The organism is Actinopolyspora sabaoui, from assembly GCF_051225635.1.
In the GTDB taxonomy this organism is placed as follows: Bacteria; Actinomycetota; Actinomycetes; order Mycobacteriales; family Pseudonocardiaceae; genus Actinopolyspora.
Genome location: NZ_JBMIHH010000001.1, coordinates 110,451 through 130,097, shown reverse-complemented (window position 1 = coordinate 130,097; position 19,647 = coordinate 110,451). Strand labels below are relative to the sequence as shown.

Sequence of the window (19,647 nt, the reverse complement as noted above, 5' to 3'; positions counted from 1 at the left end):
ACGAGATCCTGGAAGTGGCATGAATCCGAGTTCGAACCGCGACGCACGGGAAAGCTCCCGCAGCCGAGCGAGCGGACCGAGACGCCTGGTGATCCAAACGCTGCGCAAGTCGTGGAACGACGACATCTTCTCGGAGTCGGCGGCCGCCGCGTTCTGGCAAACGCTCTCCCTCCCGCCGCTGCTGCTGGGGCTGCTGGGCAGCCTGGGGTTCGTGGGCGAGTGGCTGGGCCCCGAAGTGGTCGAGACCATGCGACGCAGAATCGTGGAATTCGCCGGAACGATCTTCAGCGAGAGCGTCGTCGACCAGATCATCCGTCCTACGGTCGCCGACATCCTGACCAGTGGACGGACGCGGGTTGTCTCGGTGGCGTTCCTGCTGTCGCTGTGGGCCGGTTCCTCGGCTCTGGCCTCGCTGATCGAGTCGATCACGCTGGCCTACGACCAGTACATGGTGCGTAACGCGATCTGGCAACGGGTGCTGGCACTGCTGCTGTACCTGGTCAGCCTGGTCGCCGCGATGCTCATCCTGCCGCTGACCGCGCTGGGGCCGCGCTGGCTGCTCGACGTACTGCCCGAATGGCTACGTGCGGACGTGAGCGGGCTCATCCGGCTGTTGTACTTCCCGGTGACCGGAGTGCTGCTGGTGCTGGCGCTGGCGACGCTGTACAAACTCGCGCTACCCCGCAAGCTTCCCTGGCATCGCGGGTTGCCCGGGGCGCTGCTGGCGATGGTGGTGTTCCTGTGCTCCAGTGTGGGACTGCGCCTCTACATCACCTGGGTGACCAGCACCGGATACACCTACGGGGCGTTGGCCACCCCGATAGCCTTCCTGCTCTTCGCCTTCTTCATCGGCTTCGCGGTGGTGGGCGGTGCGCAGTTCAACAACGCGATTCAACGCACCTGGCCCGCCGGGATGACGCGACGGGAACGGCGGCGCTGGAGGCGCCTGGAGATGCAGCGTGCCGCCCAGCGGTTGCGCACCGAACGGGGCTACGAAGCCTGGCGTGGCGCGAGGGGGCACGACGGGACGGAGTACGAGCGGACAGCGCACGAGAGGACAGGGCACGAGAGGACCGGGCACGACAGGACCGGGCCGGAGCGGGAGCGCGGCCCCAAGTCCGGGCACGCCCAAGCCCCGGATGGAGACTCCGCCGCCACGGCCGGGGACTCCGACGGCGCCCGCGGAGCGGATTCACCCGGCGCGGGGTCGGGTGCCGAATCTCCGCACCGCGGACGACCGCCGTCCGAACCGAATTCGGAATGAGGCACGGAACGAACTCGGCTCTACTCGTCGTCGCCACCACCGGGCGGAAGTCCCTCGAAGATCTCCTTGCACTCCGGGCACACCGGGGAGCCGGGCTTGGCCGATTTGGTGACCGGGAACACCTCGCCGCACAGGGCCACCACGTGACTGCCCATCACGGCACTCTCGGCGATCTTGTCCTTCTGGACGTAGTGAAAAACCTCGGGCCGGTCGTCACTGGTCTGCTCGGTGTTCTCCGGCCGGGTGTCGGTCTCCGGAAGAGTAGTCGTAGTCATAACACCATGATGCCCCACGAGGTGGGGCAGCAACGCTGTCCGGTGGCCGCCGGGTCGAGAAACCACCACGGAAGGGGCAGGAGCCTCACCCGCCGTCGATCACCCGGTGCTCCGCGTCCTCCAGCTCACGCTTCCGGGACTCGCGGTGGTACCGGTTCACGTGCTCGCTCTTGCGGGGCGGCCGGTCATTGGCCACCAACACCGCTATCCAGGGCAACGGGATGGAGACAGCGATGATGATCAGCGACAGCCACCAGATCGGGTAAACCATGACGGCCGCCACCAGACAAGGGATGCGCAAGGACATCATCAGCGCGTACTTCTTGCGCCTAGCCGCTTGCTGATCGTCGTACGACGGCTCTGCCTCGGTGATCAGCACCGGGGTGTCGTCACTACGCTGGGAGCCACTCACGACACCACCTCCACACTCACATCGTCCCACTCGCCCGTCCCGCTGCCCACCCCGGCGTGATTCGTTCCGGAGAACGCGGCCGAACATACGAGGCCCGGCGACCTCGGCCGACTCCGCCGAGGCACGGGTGTGCCCGAATTCCGAGGACATCGCCGTGTGAGGATCGAGGACGTGACTTCCGAACTATCGCACGATCGCATCGACCGGCTGCGCGAGGCGTTGCTCGCGGCGAACTACACGGCCGACGGGGTGGTCGACGCCTTGGGGCCACCGGCCCACGCCGCCCTGGGCAGGGGGGAACCCGAACCGGCGATTCGGGCCACCTCCGAGGCCGGCGCGCGCAACACGCTCATCCGCGTCTTCCTGCTGGGACACCCGGTCGAGCGGGCGGCGGCGGAACAGGCGCTGCACCCGCTTTCCACGGAGGAGGCCGTCGCGGCGGGTGTCCTCGTGCACGACGGTGACTCGGTGCGTGCGGGACTGGACATCCGACCGCACGCCGCCACCGGCAACTCGTGGTGGATCATATCCGACCTGGACGCGGACACGCGGCCCTCGAACCTGCCGGTTTCCCGCGAGCACGTGCTCGGAGTCGGCCAGGCCTCGCTGAGCCTGGTGCGCGCCACCCCGACCAGGCGGGTCGGCTCGTTGCTCGACCTGGGAACGGGATGCGGGGTGCAGGCGCTGCACGCGGGCACGCACGCGGAGCGGGTGACGGTCACCGACGTCTCCGAGCGGGCACTGGCACTCGCGCGGGCGACGTTCCGCCTGAACCGCGTCGAGGTGGAATCGCTCCACGGCGACTGGTTCGACCCCGTGGCAGGACGACGCTTCGACCAGGTGGTGTGCAACCCGCCGTTCGTGGTCGGTCCCGCACGAACCGATTTCGTCTATCGCGACTCCGGCCTGTCCGGCGACGACGCGAGCGCCCTCGTGGTGGGCAGGGCCCCGGAACTGCTCAACGAGGGTGGGACCGCACACGTGCTCGCATCGTGGCTGCACCGGGAGGACGAGGACTGGCGGGAGCGGGTCGCCGGCTGGTTGCGGCACACCGACGTGGACGCCTGGTTCGTGCAGCGCGACGTGGCCGAGCCGGAGTTGTACGTCGGCACGTGGCTGCGCGACGCCGGGATCGATCCGAAGTCGGAAACCGGCAGGAGCAAATCGGCCGAATGGCTGGAGTGGTTCGAGACCAACGGTGTCACGGCCGTCGGTTTCGGCTTCGTCACACTGCGCCGCACTCCGGGACAACAGCCCGGTGAGGTGGTCTGCGAGGACCTCAGGCAGGCCTTCGACGACCCCCTCGGCGCCGAGGCCGACGAGTGGCTGCGCAGGATCGAGTGGCTGCGACAACGCCCGACTCGGGAGGAACTGCTGCGGAGTCCGTTGGTGACCGCACCGGGGCTGGTGCTGGAGCAGGTCAGCTCCCACGAGCAGGACGGCTGGAGCACCTTCGTACACCGGCTGCACCGAACCGACGGGCCCGGCTGGCAGCACGAGGTCGACGAGATCGGCGCCAACCTGATCGCGGGTTGCCAGGGCGCGCTCGCCACCGACGAACTGCTGGAACTGCTCGCCGTCGGCCACGGGGCCGATTCGGCGGAACTGGCCCGTTCGGCCGAACCGGTACTGCGCGAGTTGATCCGGCACGGCATGCTGCTGCCCGCGAAATGGAGCCAACAGCGATGAGGGCGGTGGTGACACGAGTCACGGCAGCGGCGGTTCGGGTGGACGGCGAGGTGGTGGGAAGCATCACCGAGCCGGGGCTGCTGGTGCTGGTGGCGGCGACCCACTCGGACACGTCCGAGCAGGCGGAGGTCATGGCACGCAAGCTTCACGAGCTGCGGGCGCTGCGGGACGAGCAGTCCTGCGCCACCGCTGACGCACCGCTGTTGGTGATCAGCCAGTTCACCCTCTACGGGAGCACTCGGAAGGGCCGGCGACCGTCCTGGAGCGCCGCGGCGGCACCCGAACAGGCCGAACCACTGGTCGAGAAGGTGGTCGAACAGCTACGCGAGCGCGGTGCCCGCGTCTCGACAGGGGTGTTCGGGGCGGAAATGGCGGTGGAAAGCACCAACGACGGTCCGTTCACGCTGCTCGTGGAGACCTGATTGAAGTTTTCCGGTCGGGTTGGTGGGTCGCTCGCTCGGCGGAACCTCTCGCACGGCTCTCGCTGCGGGGCCGGCGACATCGAGTAGGTACTACGCCACGTCTCCGGCGTCCTCGCGAGAGCCGCACGGGAGAACCCGCGGGTGGTCGCGTTGGTGACGTGGCTTCCGACGAGTCGTAACAGCGGAAAACCCCTTCCTGGCGACAACACGACAGGAAAGCATTGGTGAGGCCCGTGGCGAGCGTCCACCCCGCCGTTCTCAACGTATAGCGCACCCGGGGACTTGCGGCAAGACCCGGGGTGCGGCGCAGGCTTGTCCGCCGAGCCTACGGAGACGGGGGATTTCGATGATCGACGTGATTATCGCGGGTGGCGGACCGACCGGCCTGATGCTGGCTGGCGAGCTGCGGCTGCACGGCCTGCGCGTGCTCGTGCTGGAACGGGAGGCGGAGCCGACCCCGGTGGTCCGCGCACTCGGTCTGCACGCACGCAGCGTCGAGGTGCTGGACCAGCGCGGTCTGCTGGAACGGTTCCTGGCGCACGGCAGGCAGTACCCGGTCGGCGGTTTCTTCGCGGGCATCAGCAAACCGTCGCCGGAGCAGTTGGACACCGCACATCCATACGTTCTCGGCATCCCGCAGCCGATCACCGACCGCCTACTCACCGAGCACGCCACCGAGGTGGGTGCCGAACTCGCGCGCGGTCGCGAACTGGTGGGGCTGGAACAGGACGAAGTGGGGGTGACCGCCGAGCTGGCGGACGGCACGCTGCTGCGTTCGCGCTACCTCGTCGGCTGCGACGGCGGGCGAAGCACGGTGCGCAACCTGCTCGGCGTCGGTTTCCCCGGTGAACCCGCCCGGACCGAGACGCTGCTGGGCGAGATGGAGGTGACCGAGCACGCGACAACGGTTGCCGCAACCGTCGCGGAAGTCCGCAAGACCCAACCGCGGTTCGGCCTCGGACCCCTCGAGGAGGGGGTGTACCGCGTTGTCGTCCCCGCGGCGGGGGTGTCCGAGGACCGCACGGTCCCGCCGACCCTCGAGGAGTTCAAACAGCGGTTGCGGACCTTCGCGGGCACCGACTTCGGCGCGCACTCACCGCGCTGGCTCTCCCGCTTCGGCGACGCCACCCGGCTCGCCGAGCACTACCGGGTCGGCAGGGCGCTGCTGGCGGGGGACGCGGCGCACGTGCATCCGCCCACCGGCGGACAGGGACTCAACCTCGGCATCCAGGACGCGTTCAACCTCGGCTGGAAACTCGCCGCCGAGATCAACGGCTGGGCGCCGGGAGGACTGCTCGACAGCTACCACGCCGAACGACACCCCGTGGCCGCGGACGTGCTGAACAACACTCGCGCGCAGATGGAGCTGCTGTCCACCGAGCCGGGAGCCCGCTCGGTACGCGAGCTCGTGTCGGAACTGATGGACTTCGAGGAGGTCAACCGGTACCTGATCGAGAAGATCACCGCGACCGGAATCCGCTACGAGTTCGGCGGGGGCCACGAGCTGCTCGGTCGTCGGATGCGGGATGTGGAGTTGGGACGGGGACGGCTCTACGAGCGGATGCACCACGGCCGCGGGCTGCTGCTCGACCGAACCGGTCGGCTCTCGGTGGCGGGCTGGGCCGACCGGGTGGAGCACGTGGTGGACGACTTCGACCAACCGGACGTACCCGCGATGCTGCTGCGGCCGGACGGCCACGTCGCCTGGGTCGGTGACGATCAGCTGGAGCTGCTCGATCAGCTGCCCACCTGGTTCGGCACCGCGTGCTGAGCGCACTGTTCGTTCGGAAGCCCCAAAGGTAGCGCGCTCGCGGCCGCCGCCTCTCCCTCGCGGCGTCTTCTCCCACACGGGGGTCTTCATGCCACACGGGGGGCGTCTTCTCCCACACGGGCACCGGTCGCGTCGAGTGTGACGACGCTGACGTCGCTCATCCGGCGATTTCGGGAACGATTTCGGTGACGTGTGCGTTTTCCGGGTAACCAAACCACAACACAACGCCCGAAGACCGGTTCCACAGCCGGTCACCGGCCGCCCCTCGAACCACCGCCCGGTGGAGGTGGGAACCGCCGGGAGGGCGGCGAACCAGCCGACCGAGATGCACAGGCCGTGAAACAGCCGCTTCCGATCAGCCCACCGAGAAGGCCAACGTCTCGCACCGCCGATCCGACCCCACGGTCGACTCGACGAGGGACCAGAACCGAACCGACTCAACCACCGGCACCATCGGCCATCGACGATACCCAAGAAGGACGAACCATTACCACCACACCGAGCGTACCCGTCCTTCGTGTGGCGCGGTGGCGTGCCGGTACTCCGGCATCCGACAACCAGCCCGTCAGGGAGGTAGCTCTATGACCGTCCCGCAGACCACAGCCCCGGACGTCACCAACGAGGCCGACCTCGACAACCAGGGGCCATCGGCCGATCTGGTGCGGGTCTACCTCAATGGTATCGGGCGTACCGCACTGCTCAGCGCTCAGGACGAGGTGGACCTCGCCAAGCGAATCGAAGCGGGAGTGTTCGCCAAACACCTGCTGGACACTTCGGAGGACATGACCCGGGAGCGTCGTGCCGACCTCAAAACGGTCGTGCGCGACGGCCGTGACGCGAAGAACCATCTGATGGAAGCCAACCTGCGGCTGGTGGTGAGCCTGGCCAAGCGCTACACCGGGCGGGGAATGCCGCTGTTGGACCTGATCCAGGAGGGCAACCTGGGCCTGATCCGTGCGGTCGAGAAGTTCGACTACACCAAGGGCTACAAGTTCTCCACCTACGCCACCTGGTGGATCCGCCAGGCGATCACGCGGGGAATGGCCGACCAGAGCCGCACGATTCGCCTCCCCGTCCACTTGGTGGAGCAGGTCAACAAACTCGCCCGGATCAAGCGGGACCTGCACCAGAAGCTCGGCAGGGAGGCCACCGAGGAGGAGATCGCCGGCGAGGCGGACATGTCGGTGGAAAAGGTGATCGACCTCATGGATCACTCCAAGGATCCGGTCAGCCTGGACATGCCGGTCGGTTCGGAGGAGGACGCCCCGCTCGGGGACTTCATCGAGGACTCCGAGAGCGCCGATGCCGAGAACGCCGTGATCTCCGGGTTCCTGCAGGACGATCTGCGTCGCGTGCTGGACACGCTGGAAGGTCGGGAGCAGCAGGTGATCCGCATGCGTTACGGCCTGGACGACGGCCAGCCGCGCACGCTGGACCAAATCGGCAAGGCGTTCAGCCTCTCTCGGGAACGTGTTCGCCAGATCGAGCGTGAGGTCATGTCGAAGCTACGGCAGGGTGACCGGGCGAACAAGCTGCGCTCCTACGCGAGCTGAGCCGGCACTCCCGCACCGGGTTGCCGAGGTGAACCCGTTCACCCCGGCAACCCGAACGCGTACCGGGGCCGAGTACTTCCGGGGCCGAGTGCGTCCCGGGAAGCGCTTCACATGGCGCGGGGCCTTTCCGTGGAGCGGATCACCCCGGGCCCAGCAGCCGCTCTCGCCAGCGTCGGATGTCCTCGGGAGAGGCACCGTGCCGCACCAGCCACCCGGCCACTCCCTCCTCGTGCGACTCCACACGTTCGAGCGCGTGTTCGATGGCGTGCGCCGGGGCGGAAACGAACTCGTCGACGTCGGACTCGTCGACTCCCGGCGGTAGTTCGGGTTCTATCCGGAGCCGCCGCAGCACCTGGCGCATGTTGCGGTCGGTGTGCACGTAGTCGGCCACCACCGCGTCGTAACGAACTCCCGCCGTACGCAACAACAGCGCGCAGGCCACCCCGGTGCGATCCTTGCCCGCGGCACAGTGCACCAGCACCGGTCCCTCGGTTTCCACCGCGATCCGGAAGACCTCCAGCAGCGGTTTCGCTGCGAAGTCCAGGATGTAGCCGTACAGTTCCGACAGCGTCAGCCAAGGATCCCGCCCCGACTCGCCGCGCAGCCCTTCGAGCAACGGGATCCGGTGGACCGTGCTGACGTTTTCCAACGGGTGCACCACGTCGGATTCCGTACCGATATCGCGAAGGTCTATCACCGCTCGGGGCGGCCAGTGGGCAGCTCCCGGGGGATCGTGGTCCCCGTGGTACGGCGCATCACTGCGTAACAGCACACCGGGGCTGGTGGTCACCCCGTCCTCGACGGGCAGTCCCCCCAGATCCCGAAAGTTGACCAGTCCGTTCGGAACACCGTCGCTCCGCTCTGCCATTGGAATGCGCCCTTTCCCTCCAAGCCGTGCCGCGGAAGCCTTCCACGCACGTAATCCCGGACAGGATCGCAGGTTTTCCGGCCTGCCTGAAGGCTTCGGCCCTCGCGGCAGGACACGAAGGCCCGCCCCGGCGATACCCGTGTCCCTCCTTGGAACGAATTCCGGCGGGGCGGAGCGCGGTCCCCTCGTGCGGCGCGGTTCCTGGTCTTCGGTGGGGCTCCTGGTCTTCGGTGAGGTTCGCGGAGGCGCTACCGGTCGCTCGGGACGTCGACCTCCCGCTCGGTGAGAACCACGGTCCGGTCCCCGAGGGGCTCGTCGATCGGAGCGACCAAGGGTGGATAGCGCAGATCCATGGTGCACGGACCGGACGGTTTCGGGTTCTCCTCGACGAGAGCCAGCTCCACCCGTTCGGCACTCTGACCGATCACCTCGGCACGCACGTTGCCGCAGCCTCCCTCCTGACCGATCGCGACGAGCTTCCTGCCGGAATTCCTGGTCCAGACCTCACGGGGGTAACCTTCGGGCAACGCCGAGGCATCGACCTGTTCGGCGGGAACCTCGGTACCCTTCGGCTCCCGCCCGGGGGGTCCATCGGCGCCGTCTTCGGTCGAGATCTTGGATCGCTGTTCCTCGGAGGGCGGCGGTGGTGGCTGGGCGCCGAATCCGACATCGGACCGCCCTTCGCCACAGGCGGTCAACGCGAACAGCATCACACCGGCACCCAGCAGGGTTGGCAGTCGTCTCATGTCATCTGGACGGGGCCACCCCCGCTGCCGGTTGCGCCGCGTGTCGGATTGGCGACAAGGCGACACGGCGGATCGCCGTGAGCAGCTCACCCAGTCCCACGAGCGCTGTCCGGTAGTTCGCTCCCGAGCTCGGCGCTTGCCACGAAAGGAACTCCGCAACGGCGACGTGGATGGCGGTTCACCGGAGCCTGCGCGGCCCGGAGTCGGGGGAGGCCGGTGTCGGCCCCAACCCGAGCACCGCCCCCGTGACCCAGGCCCCCGACGGGGCGGCCAACACCGGCTCGAGCACCAGCTCACGCACCTCGGGCAGATCCTCGGCCAGACTGGCCACCCGCAGCACGAGATCCGCCATGGCGTCGAGATCCGCCGCCTGTGCCCCGCGATAGCCGGTGAGCATCGGCGCGGCGCGTGGCGCCCTGATCAACTCCGCCACGTCGGTATCGGTCAGCGGCACCGCCCGATAGGCACGATCACCGATGAGGTCGTTGGCGGGACCGGCCAGACCGAAGGAGACGAGGGTACCGAAGGAAGGATCGTCCATCAGACGTAACACGCACGAGGTTCCCTTGGGGGCCATCCGCTGTACGTAGAGATCGGTCGTTCCGGAAAGGTCGCACAGGTCCCGGTAGGCGGTTCGTACCGCCTCGGGACCACCGAGATCGAGCCGCACTCCGGCCAGGTCCGTACGGTGCCGAAGTCGTTCACTGGCCGACTTCAACGCCACGGGAAACCCGACCTCCTCGGCGGCCGCCACCGCCGATTCGACATCGGTGACCAGCCGGAACGCCACCACCTCGATCCCGTAGCACTCCAGCAGCAGCACCACCTGCTCGTCGGAGAGCCTGCCGATCCCCGACTCGGTCCATTCCTCGACCAACCGGCGCGCCCGTTCGACATCGACTCCCTCGGGGCGGACGAACTCACCCTGCGGCGCGGCGCGCCAGTTCGCGTAGCGCACCGCCCGGGCCAACGCCAGCACCGCCCGCTCCGGGCTTGGATAGGAGGGCACCGAGCCGGGGCCGGGAGTTCCGTCCGGCCCCGGAACCGCCAGTTCGTCGGGCACCCCTTCGGCCGCGAGGAAGGTACTCACCACCGGTTTGGTTCGCAGCGTTCCCGCCTCGTGCAGCGCGGTCCGAAGCTGCCTGGCGTAGGCCGTGCCCGGCACGGCCACGGGTGGGGCGAACACCGTGACCAGCGCGTCCACCTCGCTGTTCTCGGCAGCGGAACGTACCGCCGCGGCGAACTCCTCGGGACCGGCGGCGGCCCCGACGTCCACGGGATCCACCACCGGACGCAGCCCCTGCTCCAGTGCGGCGTCGGCGGCCAGCATCCCCAGGGCGCTCGAATTACCCACGATCGCCACCCGCTCCCCGCCGGGCAGCGGCTGGTGTGCCAACAACAGCGCGGCGTCGAACATCTGCGCCACGGACTCGACCCGAATCACACCCGCCTGATCGAACAGCGCCTGCACACTGGTCTCGTCGATCCGTACCGAGGTAGCGGCCAGTCCCGCACGCACGGCGTGGCGTCCCGACTTGACCGCGATTATCGGTTTGCTGCGCCCCAGTCGTCTCGCCAGGCGAGCGAATTTGCGAGGGTTGCCGAACGACTCCAGGTACAGCAGCACGACGTCGGTCGCGGTATCGGTCTGCCAGTACTGCAGCAGGTCGTTGCCGGACAGGTCGGCACGGTTTCCCGCGGAGACGAAGGTGGAGACCCCGAGACCGCGCTCGGTGGCCGCGGCCAGGATCGCCACCCCCAGTGCCCCGGACTGGCAGAAGAACCCCGTCCTGCCACGTCCCGGCAGGTGGGGGGCCAGGCTGGCGTTCAGCCGCTGGGCCGGGTCGGTGTTGACCACCCCCAACGCGTTGGGGCCGACCACGCGCATGCCGTGGACCCGTGCCTGGTGCACCATGCTGCTCTCGGCCTCCCGGCCGCTGGGACCGACCTCGCTGAACCCCGAGCTGACGATCAGCAGCGCTTTGACTCCCTTGGCCCGGCAGGCGTCCAACACCTCGGCGACACCGCCCGCCGGGATGGCGATCACGGCCAGGTCTATGTCGTCGGGAATGTCGAGCACGGAGGCGTAGGAACGCACTCCCCGCACCGCCCGGTGCTCCGGATTGACCGGGTATATCGGGGCGGCGGAATCGGCCCCGAGCAGATTGGCCAGCACGGTGTGGCCGATCTTGTCCGGGTCGATGGAGGCGCCGATCACCGCCACCGAACGCGGGTGCAGCAGATTGTGCACGCTGCGGGCTTCGGCGGCCTGTTCCCTGGCGCGTGCGACCGCCAGGGATTCCTCGGTGGGGTCGAGCGGGAACTCCAGGTGGACCAGGCCCTCCTCCATGGCCCGTTTGACCTCGTAACCGGCGTCCCGGAAAACCCGGACCATCTGGGCGTTCTCGGCGAGGACCTCGGCGACGAACCGGCTGAGGCCGCACTCCCGCGCGGCGGCAGCGAGATGCTCGAGCAGGATCGATCCGAGCCCTCTGCCCTGATGCCCGTCCTGCACCACGAACGCCACCTCGGCCGACTCCTCCGGTTCACGCAGGCGGTCGAAACGCCCCACCGCGAGTATGTCGTCGCCGAGCAGCGCCACCAGCGCCACGCGATTGACGTAGTCGACACGGCTGAAGCGGTCGACGTCGCGCTGCGGCATCCGCGGGTAGGGCGAGAAGTAGCGGTAGTAGCGGGTGCGGTCGCTGAGCCTGCCGTGGAATGCCACGAGTTGATCGGCGTCGGCGGGCACGATCGGCCGCAGATGAACCGTGCCGCCGTCCGAGAGGACGACATCGGCCTCCCAGTGGTGCGGGTAGTGGGCTTCCGGTTCCCACTGCTGCTGTTCGCTCGCGGAATCGTCCACCGTGAACCTCTCAGCGACTGTCGTGCACTCGTCCGAACTGTCGACCGAAGGGACCCGCGGAGCTTTCCCGGTCGTGTCGCCACCCGCGAGTGGTGGTGTTCCCCGCGCGGCCTCGCGGTCGGATGACTTCGATCAGTCGCGGCTGTCCAGTGGTTCCAGACCGTGCAGCGGGAAAACCGCGTTCCTGGTGTCCCGAATCGCCGGATCGACCTCGTACTCGGCCGTACCGTCCCAGGGAGTGAATGCGGTCTCACCTCCGTCGGTCATCGACGTGGGCAGCGCGACGTTGCCCGCGATCCTGCTCGTGTGGGCGATCCAGTCGGCGGGAACGTTGCGCTCCGCCGCCACGTCCCGATCGAGCGCCGTGGCCAGCAGATGGGTCCAGGCGCGGGGAACGACCCGGTGCAGCGCGTAACCACCCCCGCCGAGGATCAACCAGTTACCCGTCGCGTAGCGATCGGCGAATCCCCGCAACGCGCGGTAGGCGGCGCGTTGCCCGTCCACGGACAACGCGAGATCGGCCAACGGGTCCTCCCGGTGCGGATCCGCACCGCACTGGGTGACCAGCACCTGTGGGGCGAACGCCTCCAGCAGCGAGGGAACCACGGCGTGCAACGCACGGAGCCATCCCGCGTCCTTCGTCCCCGGGGGCAGCGCCACGTTCACCGACTCGCCCTTCGCGGCGCCCTCGCCCACCTCGGTGGGAAAACCGGTCCCCGGCCACAGTGTGCGGGGATGCTGGTGCAGCGAGATCGTCATCACCCGGGGATCCTCCCGGAAAGCCGACTGCACCCCGTCGCCATGATGCACATCGATGTCCAGGTAGGCGATCCGTTCGATCCCGTTGGCCAGCATCCAGGCGATGGCGACCGCGCAGTCGTTGTAAACGCAGAATCCGGCCGCGTTGTCCGCCATCGCGTGGTGCAGTCCACCTGCCAGGTTGACGGCACGATTGGCACGGCCGGACACGATCTGTTCGGCCGCCGTCAGGGAGCCCCCCGCGACGAGCGCGGCCGACTCGTGCATTCGATCGAATATCGGGTTGTCGTCGGTGCCCAGCCCGTGCCCCACGTCGGGCCCCTCCGTCGGAGCGGACCGCACGGCCGCCAGGTACCCGGGAGTGTGAACCCGTTCGAGTTCGGCATCGCCCGCCTGTTCCGGGACCAGTGGAACCACCCCGTCGAGCACCCCCAACGAGCGCGCCAGTCGCATCGTCAGGTCCAGCCGGACGGGGTGCAGCGGATGGTTGCCGCCCAGGTCGTAGGAGAGCAGTGACTCGTCCCAGACAACGGCGCACTCGTTGCTCATGGTGGGAAGCTACCCGTCGGAGGGGACATGGCACACCCGTTGACTCATCCCGGCCAGGCACCGGTGGCGGCGGGTCGGTGCGGATCGGCGGACCACTCGGACCAGGACCCCGGGTAGAGCGCCGCCGGGTTCTCCGGTGTGCGCAGTCCGGCGTGTTCCAACGCGAGAATCACCGAACAGGCGTTGATCCCGGAGCCGCAGTAGGCTCCGGCATCCACCGTCTCGGTGAGGCCGAACTCGGTGAACCGTGTCGACAGTTCGGTCGGGGAACGCCAGTTGCCCGCGGCGGTGACGTGGTCCCCGGCGGGAGCGTTGTAGGCACCCGGAATGTGCCCGGCACGCGGATCCACGGGTTCGGTCTCACCCCGGTACCGCTGCCCTGCCCTGGCATCCAGCAGAATCCCGGTGCGAGCCAGTCGCCGCGCCCCCTCCGCGTCGGTGACCGGCATGTTTCCGGGAGTGACCACGAACTCCCCCGGTTCCGGGTGCGGCACCTCCGTGGTGACGGGCAACCCGGCCGCGGTCCACGCGGCGAATCCGCCGTCGAGCACGTGAACCGCGGAATGCCCCGCCCAGCGCAACAACCACCAGGCGCGCGCGGCCACCGAACCGTCCCCGGAGTCGTAGACGACCACTCGCCGATCGGAGTTCACCCCGGCACGACGAAGCGCTCGCCGCAACACGTCGGTGTGCGGCAGCGGATGTCTGCCACCGACCGTCCCGGCGGGTGGGGCGGCCAACTCGGTCTCGGTATCGACGAACACCGCGCCCGGCAGGTGCCCCTCGGCGTACTCCCGCTCTCCGGGAGGACCGAGCAGATTCCAACGAACGTCCAGCACCACGGGCGGCTCGGTACCGTCGAGCGCGGACTTCAGTTGTCGAGGTGTGATCAGTGGACTCATCGCGACCTCCGGTCTGGATGCGGCTGACTTCATCCCGGTGAACGTTCCGATGTCCGCTCGCGTGCCCGTCGAACCGTCCCCGCGGCCACCGCGATCCGGCAGGAGCGAGGCGCGCTCCGTTCGAACGCCGAGCCACCGGCGGCGCGGTCACTTCGGCAGTGGCGGTCGAGGCACCGTATCGGCATCGACACCGACCCGTCTCCCCCGATCCCACGGTCGTGGGGTCCCGCACGAGCACCAGTCCTCCCGGGCTGGAAGGGGAGGTGACGCGAGACTCCGCCCGGGCACCGGTCATCGACTCCCGTTCCGGCTAGCATTGATGGTGGACCGAATGGGGAGCTGGCGTGAACGATCTCATCGATACCACCGAGATGTATCTCAAGACGATTTACGAGCTTGAGGAAGAAGGGCTCGTCCCGCTCCGAGCCCGCATCGCGGAACGGTTGGAACAGAGCGGGCCGACCGTCAGTCAGACCGTCGCCCGGATGGAACGGGACGGGCTGCTGTCGGTCGCCGAGGATCGGCATCTGGAACTGACCAAAGCCGGCCGGGAACGGGCGATCGGTGTGATGCGCAAACACCGCTTGGCCGAGCGACTGCTGGTCGACGTCATCGGTCTGGAATGGGAGCACGTGCACAGCGAGGCGTGCCGGTGGGAACACGTGATGAGCGAGGCCGTGGAGCGCAAGCTCGTCAATCTGCTCGGCACCCCCAGCACTTCTCCCTACGGAAACCCGATCCCGGGTCTGGACGATCTGGGTGTCGGCGACGGTGCTCCCGAGGTGGACACCGAACTGCAACGGGTGGACGAGATCGCCCGCAACGGTGGTGGCCGCGCGCTGGTGTGCAGGATCGCCGAACACGTGCAACTCGACCCGGAGCTGATGAACTCGTTGAAAACGGTGGACGTGGTCCCGGGCAACGACATCGAGATAATCTCCGTGGTCGGCAGCAACAAGCCGATCGACGTACGGGGCACCTCCGGCGAGACCCAACTGCCCCCGTCCGTCGCACACGCCGTCCTGGTTCGGCCGCGTTGAGCGGGGCGGCGGAGCGAGCCACGAGGGCTTTCGTGGCGGAGCACGGAGCGGAGCCCGATTCGGTCTGGTCCGCCCCCGGCAGGGTCAACCTGATCGGCGAGCACACCGACTACAACGACGGCTACGTCTTTCCGTTCGCGTTGCCGCACCGCACGGCGGTCACCGTACGGCGGCGGGACGACGGTTTGCTGTCGCTGGCCACGCACGGTTCGGACAACACGCTGCAGCGCGCCGGAACGTTCCGGATCGCGGACCTCGAAGCGGGTGAACCGAGCGGCTGGGCGAGCTACCCGGCGGGAGCTGCCTGGGCCCTCCGGGAATCCGGCATCCCGCTGCCCGGGGCGGACCTGGTCATCTCCGGCGAGGTGCCCACCGGTGCTGGACTCTCCTCCTCCGCCGCACTGGAGTGCGCCACCGCGTTGGCGCTGCTGGACGCGGCGGGGCGAGCACTGGACGGTCCGAACGCACCGGACGTCATGGACATCGCGCGCTGGACCCGGCGGGCCGAGAACGAGTTCGTCGGCGCGCCCACGGGACTGCTGGACCAGACGGCCTCGCTGCGCTGCGAACGGGCTCACGCGCTGTTCTTCGACGTACGCTCGGGAGAGACCGAGCAGATCCCGTTCGACGCCGCGGGCAGCGGGCTGGAAGTGCTGGTCGTCGATACCCGCGCGAACCATTCGCACAGCGAGTCCGGCTACGGGGATCGGCGGAAGGGCTGCGAACGGGCGGCCGAACTGCTCGGGCTCTCCGCGCTGCGGGACATCTCGGCGGCGGAACTGGACGACGCGCTGCGCCGGTTGCCCGAGGAGCTGCGTCCGCTGGTTCGACACGTGGTGACCGAGAACGACAGGGTGCTGGAAACGTTGCGACGTCTGCGGCGCGACGAGCTCACCGAGGTCGGCGAACTGTTGACTGCCTCGCACACGAGCCTGCGCGACGATTACCGGGTCTCCTGCGCGGAGCTCGACGTCGCCGTCGAGGCGGCGCTGGAATCGGGCGCGTCGGGTGCTCGGATGACCGGGGGTGGCTTCGGGGGATCGGCGATCGCGTTGGTCTCCACTGAGCTGCGTCCCAGGACGGAACAGGCCGTTACCGACGCGTTCGAGCGGCACGGCTTCCCCGCGCCTCGGCTGTTCACCGCCGTTCCCTCCGTCGGAGCGGCACGGGATCGCTAGTCGAGCCGAGGGCCGGCCCGCCCGCCCCGGTGCGAGCTGGTGACCGGGGGGCTCGCCGCGGCACGCGCCCATGACTCGCCCTACATTGTGAATCGATGAGGCCGGAAGGTAGGAGAACGTGAAACTGCTGGTAACCGGAGGCGCCGGATACGTGGGTAGCGTCTGTGCCGCCCGGCTGCTCGAAGCGGGTCATCAGGTGGTGGTACTGGACGATCTGTCCACCGGGCACGCGGACGCCGTGCCCGAGGGATGTCGGCTGGTGACCGGCGATGTCGCCGAACACGCGGCGGAGGTTCTCGCGGAGGGTTTCGACGGGGTGCTGCATTTCGCCGCCAAGTCGCTGGTGGCGGAGTCGACCAAGGATCCGGCGCGTTACTGGCACGGCAACGTGCTGACCTCCGTGCGACTGCTGGACGCGATGCGCGAGCACGCCGTCGAGCGGATCGTGTTCTCCTCGACCGCCGCGGTCTACGGACAGCCCGAGTCGGTGCCGATCACCGAGGAGGCCCCCACCCGGCCCACCAATCCCTACGGGGCCACCAAATTGGCCATCGACCACGCCATCACCTCCTACGCGACCGCGTACGGCATCGCGGCGACGAGCCTGCGGTACTTCAACGTGGCTGGTGCCCACGCGGGGCTGGGAGAGCGGCACACCGTGGAGACGCACCTGATTCCGATCGTGCTCGAAGTGGCACGTGGGCTGCGCGACCGCGTCCACATCGCCGGGGACGACTGGCCCACGCCGGACGGCACCTGTCTGCGGGACTACATCCACGTGCGGGACCTGGCGGAGGCGCACGTACTGGCCCTGGAGAAATCACTCCCGGGCAACCACCGGATCTACAACCTCGGCAATGGCACGGGCTTCTCGGTCAAGCAGGTCATCGACGCGTGCCGCGCGGTTACCGGCAGGGAGATCCCCGCGGAAGTGGCGGAACGACGCCCGGGAGACCCCGCCACGCTGGTCGCCTCGAGCGAGCGGGCCCAGCAGGAACTGGGCTGGTACCCACAGCGCCGGGAGATCGAGGAGATCGTACGCGACGCGTGGGACTTCGTCCGCGACGACAGGGACTGACCTGGTACACCACGAGCGGCCGGGTACACCACGACCGGCCGGGTACACCACCGGGCCGGATCGAGCTTTTTCACTCGATGAGGGCCCGGTGCGCACCCGCCGTACCGGTTCGCTCCGTGGTGCGGGGAGACGGCACCGGTCCAGCCAATGAGCCGAGAACGGCACCCGGGATCGCGTCCACCCGGAACGGCTCACTCAGCCACCAACGCCGGCGGGCCGTCGAGCACGGTGGGAACGTACTCGAGCAGCTGGATCCGACCGTCGAACGTACGGCTGTCGACCAGGTCGAGGGCGAGATCGGGATACCCGTCGAAGACGCGCTCCCTCCCCGTAGCGCCGGTGATGACCGGGAAAACGACGAGGCGGAAACGGTCCACCACCCCGGCTTCGAGTAGTGACCTGCTCAGGGTGAGGCTGCCTATGGTGCGCAGGGGAAGCGAGCCACGCCGCTTCATGTTCCGCACGGCTTCGACGGCGTCCCCTTCGGTCAACTCGGTATTGTCCCATGACAGCGGTGTCTCCAACGTGGAGGAAAACACCACCTTGGGCATCGCGGTCAATGCGGCGATGCCGGGATCATCGGGCATCTGGGGCGCGAAATCGGACATCAGCCGGTACGTAGTCGCACCCATGAGCACGGTGTGCTCTTGTTCGGCTCCTTCCGCTATCCAGGCGAGGTATTCGGGGCCCTCCATTCCCCAGTAACCCGGCCATCCGTCCGCGGACGCATAGCCGTCGAGCGAAACGATGAAGTCCACCATCAAACTTGACACGGTGTTTTCCCATCCGGATCGTGTGGCGTCTCGATAGCGGCAGCCCACGAGACGGAACCTCGCCGGCTCGGGCCGCGATACGAGTAAGCATACGGTTACCGCCGACACCATGCCGACGTAACGACCTCGCATGTCGGATCCAGCCGCGCTTCATCGCTCCCGCGCGCGCATCCAATCGAGTGCACGTGTGTCCGGAAGTGTCTCGCGCCCATCGAAGCTCGTACGGGGAACGACGTCAGGTTTCGTCCTGTTCGATCATCAACCGCGCGTCCACCGCGGTGTCGCGCACCACGACGGCGAGTTCCTCGGGCCCTATCCCGCTGTCCAGGGCTCGTCGCAACAGTTCGCCGAGGCGGTGCGCGGGTCTGGTCCGTTCGACCCGGTCCAACGCCACGCTCGCGAGAGCACCGTCACCCCGCAGGTAGGCGGAGAACGCGAGCAGCGCGGCCACATCGGCGACCTCGGGGTCCGGCGCTTTTCTGACCAGCACGAACCACAGCTGTTCGGCGGCACGGGACCAGACGGTCAGCGCGATTCCCATGGCCAGGTCCCGCACCCGGTAATCGGACAACGCCACCAGCACCCGCAACAGGTCCTCCTCGGTCAGCGGACTGCCCCGTGCGGTACGGCGGATCGCGGCGAACACCGCCTCGGCGTCGGCGGCGCACATCGTCGCGTCACCCCGGTGCGGCTCCGCCTCGTCCTGCATCAGGTTCAGCCGTGCCGACCATCTGGCCGTGGTCTCCGGGGACTCCGGGGCGATACTCGCCGCGAGTTCCTCCCTGCTGGAGAACGTGATCGCTCCCGACACGGCCAGCTCGGCCGCCAGCGGCGAGGACCTCGGATCGGGGACCGTTCCTTCCCACTGCTCGCCGTAGCATCGCCAGATGCCACCCGACCGGATCCCGGGTGTCCAGAGTGCCCGGACCAGCGGTATGTCGGCCGTGCGCAGCTCGCGCCGCAGCGACTCCACCAGTTCGGACCGCGGCGGATCCGCCGTGGCGGGCTCCGGATGTGTTTCCGGTGGCCGGACGGATGCGGAAGAGTCACTTTCGGACTCCGCCGTTTCGGCGTCCGGCGCCGCGACCACGGCGACCAGCAGACCGTCGGGAGCGTCGTGCGAGACCGGCCCACGCACCAGTTCCGCCACCAGTTCACGACGGCGGTTCGGTTCGGGGAGATCCACCCGAGCGGTCATTCCCAGCTTCGCTGTTTCCGGACCGCCGTGCAGCGTGGTCAGTACCAGTGAATCGGTCGGGTAGAAGCCGAGCAGGTGCGGAATCGCCGCCAGGTATTCCGCCGGGGCCGAGAGTCGGACAGTGCGTTGCTTCGCGGTAGAACCCATACCTCCAAAGTCGGCGTCACCGAGTTGACACGGCATCCCGGATTCCGCCGCTTGTGCAGAGTTCGAGGCGGTGTGGACAACGAGCGGGTGGCGGACCGCTCGGTGTGGCCCGGTGATGTCGCCACCCGGCCACACCGAACGGTGCCGCTGGGCGGGT

The 19,647-nt window shown here is 68.5% G+C and carries 17 protein-coding genes; 8 read left to right on the top strand and 9 right to left on the bottom strand.

Annotated features, from left to right (window positions below; translation table 11 throughout):
• The first annotated feature begins 19 nt into the window (after nt 1-19).
• On the top strand, nt 20-1,264 hold the full coding sequence (locus ACOQFL_RS00545; protein WP_435542096.1) for a YihY/virulence factor BrkB family protein: 1,245 nt from the start codon (nt 20-22) through the stop codon (nt 1,262-1,264).
• 20 nt (nt 1,265-1,284) lie between these two features.
• Here the strand turns inward: ACOQFL_RS00545 and ACOQFL_RS00540 are convergent, their stop codons facing one another.
• Complete coding sequence (locus ACOQFL_RS00540) at nt 1,285-1,539, bottom strand: DUF3039 domain-containing protein (RefSeq protein ID WP_092628608.1); 255 nt, start codon at nt 1,537-1,539, stop codon at nt 1,285-1,287.
• 85 nt (nt 1,540-1,624) lie between these two features.
• Nucleotides 1,625-1,951, bottom strand: coding sequence for a DUF3099 domain-containing protein (locus ACOQFL_RS00535; protein ID WP_435542095.1), 327 nt, complete (start codon nt 1,949-1,951; stop codon nt 1,625-1,627).
• A 171-nt stretch (nt 1,952-2,122) separates the two neighbouring features.
• On the opposite strand from ACOQFL_RS00535, the gene ACOQFL_RS00530 reads away from it, so the two are divergent.
• From ACOQFL_RS00530 to ACOQFL_RS00515, 4 genes are all read left to right on the top strand, one after another.
• Nucleotides 2,123-3,640 (top strand): DUF7782 domain-containing protein, encoded by a 1,518-nt coding sequence (locus ACOQFL_RS00530; RefSeq protein WP_435542094.1) that lies wholly within the window; start codon nt 2,123-2,125, stop codon nt 3,638-3,640.
• Nucleotides 3,637-4,062 (top strand): D-aminoacyl-tRNA deacylase, encoded by a 426-nt coding sequence (gene dtd / locus ACOQFL_RS00525; RefSeq protein ID WP_435542093.1) that lies wholly within the window; start codon nt 3,637-3,639, stop codon nt 4,060-4,062. Before ACOQFL_RS00530 ends, dtd begins: the two co-directional genes overlap by 4 nt.
• 346 nt (nt 4,063-4,408) lie before the next feature.
• Nucleotides 4,409-5,833 (top strand): rifampin monooxygenase, encoded by a 1,425-nt coding sequence (gene rox, locus ACOQFL_RS00520; RefSeq protein WP_435542092.1) that lies wholly within the window; start codon nt 4,409-4,411, stop codon nt 5,831-5,833.
• A gap of 581 nt (nt 5,834-6,414) precedes the next feature.
• The gene (locus ACOQFL_RS00515; protein ID WP_435542091.1) at nt 6,415-7,386 is read left to right on the top strand and encodes a sigma-70 family RNA polymerase sigma factor; all 972 of its coding nucleotides are present in this window, start codon (nt 6,415-6,417) and stop codon (nt 7,384-7,386) included.
• 139 nt (nt 7,387-7,525) lie between these two features.
• Here ACOQFL_RS00515 and ACOQFL_RS00510 read toward each other — a convergent pair whose 3' ends face one another.
• The 5 genes from ACOQFL_RS00510 to ACOQFL_RS00490 form a co-directional block, all read right to left on the bottom strand.
• Nucleotides 7,526-8,254: a tyrosine-protein phosphatase gene (locus ACOQFL_RS00510; protein ID WP_435542090.1), complete on the bottom strand. Its 729-nt coding sequence runs from the start codon at nt 8,252-8,254 to the stop codon at nt 7,526-7,528.
• Nucleotides 8,255-8,502: 248 nt separating this feature from the next.
• Nucleotides 8,503-9,000: a hypothetical protein gene (locus ACOQFL_RS00505; protein ID WP_435542089.1), complete on the bottom strand. Its 498-nt coding sequence runs from the start codon at nt 8,998-9,000 to the stop codon at nt 8,503-8,505.
• Between the two features lie 178 nt (nt 9,001-9,178).
• Nucleotides 9,179-11,866, bottom strand: a complete 2,688-nt coding sequence (locus ACOQFL_RS00500; RefSeq protein WP_435542088.1) for a bifunctional acetate--CoA ligase family protein/GNAT family N-acetyltransferase — start codon at nt 11,864-11,866, stop codon at nt 9,179-9,181.
• A gap of 132 nt (nt 11,867-11,998) precedes the next feature.
• Complete coding sequence (locus ACOQFL_RS00495) at nt 11,999-13,174, bottom strand: acetoin utilization protein AcuC (RefSeq protein WP_435542087.1); 1,176 nt, start codon at nt 13,172-13,174, stop codon at nt 11,999-12,001.
• A gap of 44 nt (nt 13,175-13,218) precedes the next feature.
• A complete protein-coding gene (locus ACOQFL_RS00490; RefSeq protein ID WP_435542086.1) occupies nt 13,219-14,076 on the bottom strand; it encodes a sulfurtransferase in 858 nt (285 codons plus the stop codon).
• Nucleotides 14,077-14,420: 344 nt separating this feature from the next.
• Here ACOQFL_RS00490 and ACOQFL_RS00485 point away from each other — a divergent pair, with 344 nt between their 5' ends.
• From ACOQFL_RS00485 to galE, 3 genes are all read left to right on the top strand, one after another.
• Complete coding sequence (locus ACOQFL_RS00485) at nt 14,421-15,116, top strand: iron-dependent transcriptional repressor DtxR (protein WP_435542085.1); 696 nt, start codon at nt 14,421-14,423, stop codon at nt 15,114-15,116.
• The gene (galK, locus tag ACOQFL_RS00480; protein WP_435542084.1) at nt 15,113-16,294 is read left to right on the top strand and encodes a galactokinase; all 1,182 of its coding nucleotides are present in this window, start codon (nt 15,113-15,115) and stop codon (nt 16,292-16,294) included. The genes ACOQFL_RS00485 and galK overlap by 4 nt, the downstream gene beginning before the upstream one ends.
• A 118-nt stretch (nt 16,295-16,412) precedes the next feature.
• Nucleotides 16,413-17,372, top strand: coding sequence for a UDP-glucose 4-epimerase GalE (gene galE / locus ACOQFL_RS00475; protein ID WP_435542083.1), 960 nt, complete (start codon nt 16,413-16,415; stop codon nt 17,370-17,372).
• A 191-nt stretch (nt 17,373-17,563) separates the two neighbouring features.
• On the opposite strand, the gene ACOQFL_RS00470 is transcribed toward galE, so the two are convergent.
• Both ACOQFL_RS00470 and ACOQFL_RS00465 read right to left on the bottom strand, forming a co-directional pair.
• Nucleotides 17,564-18,145: a dihydrofolate reductase family protein gene (locus ACOQFL_RS00470; RefSeq protein ID WP_435542082.1), complete on the bottom strand. Its 582-nt coding sequence runs from the start codon at nt 18,143-18,145 to the stop codon at nt 17,564-17,566.
• Between the two features lie 235 nt (nt 18,146-18,380).
• The gene (locus ACOQFL_RS00465) at nt 18,381-19,490 is read right to left on the bottom strand and encodes a DUF4192 domain-containing protein (protein WP_435542081.1); all 1,110 of its coding nucleotides are present in this window, start codon (nt 19,488-19,490) and stop codon (nt 18,381-18,383) included.
• Between the last annotated feature and the right edge of the window lie 157 nt (nt 19,491-19,647).